This window comes from Bartonella grahamii ATCC 700132, from assembly GCF_000518085.1.
Lineage (GTDB): Bacteria > Pseudomonadota > Alphaproteobacteria > Rhizobiales > Rhizobiaceae > Bartonella > Bartonella grahamii.
In genome coordinates this window covers 1-4,190 of the sequence record NZ_JACX01000048.1, presented here as the reverse complement: position 1 = coordinate 4,190, position 4,190 = coordinate 1, and the positions used below count along the sequence as shown (strand labels likewise).

Genomic DNA, 4,190 nt, shown 5'->3' with positions numbered 1-4,190 from the left:
AATCAGGGAGCAGGGGCGGTTAAGATGCGTATAGAGGCGGTGCGTCGTATTTTGCCGTCTGTTTGGTTCAATGAAAAGACGACGGTAGCAGGGCGTAAGGCGCTGAATTGGTATCACGAGAAATGGGATGAGAAGCGCGGCATTGGTTTGGGTGCAGAGCATGATTGGTCGAGCCATGGGGCGGATGCCTTTGGACTGATGTGCATTGTCTACGAAGCACCCAATGTCAAACCCAAGCAAGAGCGTTATTGCACTATGGAAAGAGAAGCGGCATCATGGATGGCATTCTAGATCAAGACTTTCAAAAAACAACAATCCTCGATGAATATGAACTCTATAAGCGTTTAAAGTCTTGGTACGCAGAAGATATTGAACATGTTAATGAATGGCGTGAACAGGCGCGTGAAGATTTTGATTTTTATAATGGTCGTCAATGGGCGGAAGAAGATCTTGCGGTTTTAAAAGAGCAACGCCGTCCTGTCATGACTTTTAACCGCATTGCACCCCTTGTGAATGCTATTGTTGGGGCGGAGCGTAATAATAAGCGCGAAGTACAGTTTCAACCACGGCAAATGGGAGCAGCAATACCCAATGAATTGCTTACTGGAGCAGCAGAATGGTTTCGTGATGAGGCAGAGGCGGAATATGCAGATTCCGATGCTTTTCAGGATATGGTTATTTGCGGTATGGGCTGGACAGATACGCGGCTTGATTATGATACAGATCCCGAAGGGATACCCGCTGTTCAACGTTTAGATCCCTTAAAAATGGTTTGGGATGCCAATGCTGTAAGACCAAATCTCATTGACGCACAGCGTATGTGGTATGTTGATCGCAAATCCGTTGAGGATGCTAAAAGTCTTTTTCCTGATGTTGCTGTTGAAGATCTTAACGCCGATTGGGCTATCGATAGTACAACCGCTTCTGAGGATTCTCATGTGTCGCTTGATGCGTATCATGATGACTCCAATGCGTCTTCTCTTTCAGAGCCGTGTTCTGGGAAACGCTATGTTACGCTGGTTGAATGCCGTTGGTTTGAATATGAGACCACTTACAAGGCGCCCGATATTCAAACCGGTCAGATGCGCAACTATAGCAAACAGGAGTTTGAACAGCTTCAAAGGATCATGCCACAGTTACAAGGCGCACGCTTTAATAAAAAAGTGGTGAGACGCGCTTTTCTGGGACGACGTCTTTTAAGCCAGCCCGATAAGCCATTAGCACCTGATGAGCAGCTAGGTTGGGAATGTATCACGGGCACGCTGGATAAGCTTAAAAACCAGTTTTACGGGATTGTTCGCCCCGCAAAAGACCCGCAGAAATGGTCGAATAAATATTTTAGCCAAGTGATGTATATCCTTAATAGCCAGTCTAAGGGCGGCTTGATGGCAGAACGAGGCGCTTTCGATGATGATCGCCAAGCGTTAGAAAGCTGGGCGCGAACGGATACGATTACTTGGGTTAAAAATGGCGCGCTTACAGGAGGGAAAATTCAACCAAAGCCAAGTGCACAATTTCCCAATGGATTTTTCCAGCTGTTTAATGAATCGCGTGAAGCGATAACGCATGTAACAGGGTTATCGGCCGAGTTTATTGGAACACGGGAGGTTAATCAAGCGAATGTTCTGGAAAATACACGCCGGCAATCAACGCTTAATTTGCTTGCAGGTTTATTTGATAATCTCAAGCTTTATCGGTGCAGACAAGGAAAAATTATCCTTTATCTTATCCAGAATTATCTCTCTGATGGGCGTCTGGTACGTATTTCTGGACAAGAGAATGCCCAATATGTGCCGTTGACGCGTGAAGCTGTTACGACGCTTGAGTATGACATTATTGTTGATGATTCACCTACAAGCCCTAATGAAAAAGAAAAAACTTTTGCGGCAATTACGCAAATGTTGCCTTTGCTTGGTGGGTTCTTAACACCGGAGATGATTCCAGATCTTTTAAAGCTTTCCCCACTACCGGCAACATTGGTAGCAAATTTAACGGCAAAAGCACAGCAGGCACAACAAGAACAACAGCAACAACAGATGATGCAACAAAGCCAAGGGGCGCAATTAACCCCTGAGCAACAAGCAAAGATTGCTGTTTTACAGCAGGAAGCACAGGCAAAGAGCACACTCTATCAACTTGATGCACAGCAGAAACAAGCAGCATTGCAGCAGAAAAATATCGAACTTTTCTTGAAGCAAGAACAAGCGCGGATGCAACTTGAGCTTCAACAGGCAAAAAATGAGATAGCGCAGCGTGATTTAGAACGCAAAGCTTTACAGGCACAGTTGGAACACTATCGAGTTTTGACAAAAAATATAATAGCACATTGAAGGGACAGAATATGGAAGAAGAGTTTACGCCTGAAGAACAAGCAATCTATGATGAACATTTTGCCAGTGATAATGCTGTTGAGTTGGTCGAGCCTGAACAAGTTGAGGAAGTTTTGGATGCAGAGGAAAGTTCTGAACAGCCAGCTGTAGAACCAGTTGGAGAGCAGCCAAACTCTGATGCAATAGGATCTGATAAATTAGAGCAAGAGCGGCAAGCACGCCAAAAGGCAGAACAAAGCGCCATTGAAGCGCGTGAATTGGCTATTGAACTTGCGCAAAAATATGCCGCCATGCAGGAAGAAATCACGCGCCGCCGTGAGGAAAATATTCCCACCCTAGAAGACGATCCAAAAGCACATGTTGCATGGCTTAGTCATAAGGTACAAGAACAACAGAAATTGCTTGATGAGTTTTCTCATATGAGAGAGAGCCAAGAGCGCATGAGTCAAGAGGAATATGAACGCCAAAAGTTGGGGGATTATTTCGAGGAAGCCAAAGCGCAAGTACAAGATAAATATCCAGATTTAGATAGTATCACGGACTATCTCTATGAAAGAGCAGACAGTGTCTTACAAGCGCAAGCAAGCCTTTATCCGCAATGGAAAGACCCAGAGGCACGGCAACAGCAAATTGGTGCTGAATTGCGCCAAATATGCCAGCAGTGTCAGAAAGCCGGTATAAATCCAATTGAGGTGCTGGTGCAAAAAGCGAAAGCTTTTGGCTATAGTGGAGCGCCCGTTAAGGACGAAGTGGGAGCTCTTCAAGAGCGCTCTCAAGCAGCGCGTACGCTTACAGCGCGTGGCGGGCAAGTTCCAACAGGTGGTATGGATGTGAGAACGCTTTTTTCCATGCCAGAAGCCGAATTTGCTGTATGGGTTGAGAAAAATCCCGAAAAATTTGAACAAATTATGAGCAGAGCGTGAGATGTGCGTGGTGACGCAACAGAGAGAACCAAGTGATTGTTATCGTTTGGGGGAGCCGCAAGGCAAGTTTTAAAAACCAAGAAAGGCATTGATTGAAATGGCAGTAACACAGGTAAATCTTAATGACCCATTAGCCGTTGGCGTTTGGGCTAAGATGCTAAACACAGAAACTTCAAAAGCGTTGCCCATTGCACCGCTGATGGGAAAAGGCAAAAACAGCATTATTCAAGTATTGGATATGCTAGGAAAATCCGCTGGTGACTCTGTGACGAGTGGATTACGCGTCCAACTTATGGGGGATGGCGTTAGCGAGGGACAAACGCTGGAAGGCAATGAAGAAGCACTCCAATTTATGAATGAAACGGTGCGCATTAACGAGCTTTCTCATGCTGTACGCGTAAAATATGAAGGCACCATTGATCAACAACGTGTTTTATTTAATTTACGAACAGAAGCAAAAGATGGGCTTGTTGATTGGTATGCAGATCGCTTAAGTTTGATGTTCTTCATTCAGGCAGCAGGTTATACAGCACCATGGATTCACTTCGAAGGACGCACCATAACCCTTAAACCCGTACATTATGGTTTTAATGCTCCATTAGAGCCAAGCAAACTGCGTGTTATTCGTGCCAATAAGAAAAAGACTGATGAAGAACTTACAAAAGACGATGTTTTTACATTAGATCTTATAGATAAAGCTGTTGAACGCGCTAAACTTGCTAATCCACGTTTGCGCCCTGTTCGTGTTGATGGAAAATCGGCATATGTGATGTATCTCCACCCAACACAGGTGACCCAATTGCGCACCAATACAAAGAGTGGTCAATGGTTAGACATTACCAAGGCAGCTTATGATGGCTCTGGAGCTAAGAACCCAATTTTTGAGGGCTCTCTGGGGATGTATAACGGTGTCATTTTGCGTGAAGCTGAACATGTC

3 protein-coding genes and 1 pseudogene are annotated in these 4,190 nt (G+C 45.0%); all 4 read left to right on the top strand.

Features of this window, described 5'->3' with window-relative positions:
- A pseudogene (locus U736_RS0108480) lies at positions 1-291 on the top strand (PBSX family phage terminase large subunit); the annotation flags it as partial.
- Positions 276-2,330, top strand: a complete 2,055-nt coding sequence (locus U736_RS0108475) for a portal protein (protein WP_026500664.1) — start codon at positions 276-278, stop codon at positions 2,328-2,330. The pseudogene U736_RS0108480 and the gene U736_RS0108475, both read left to right, overlap by 16 nt.
- Positions 2,331-2,341: 11 nt before the next feature.
- The gene (locus U736_RS0108470) at positions 2,342-3,253 is read left to right on the top strand and encodes a hypothetical protein (RefSeq protein ID WP_026500663.1); all 912 of its coding nucleotides are present in this window, start codon (positions 2,342-2,344) and stop codon (positions 3,251-3,253) included.
- Positions 3,254-3,350: 97 nt separating this feature from the next.
- On the top strand, positions 3,351-4,190 hold an 840-nt coding region (locus U736_RS0108465; RefSeq protein ID WP_026500662.1), incomplete at its 3' end, for a N4-gp56 family major capsid protein.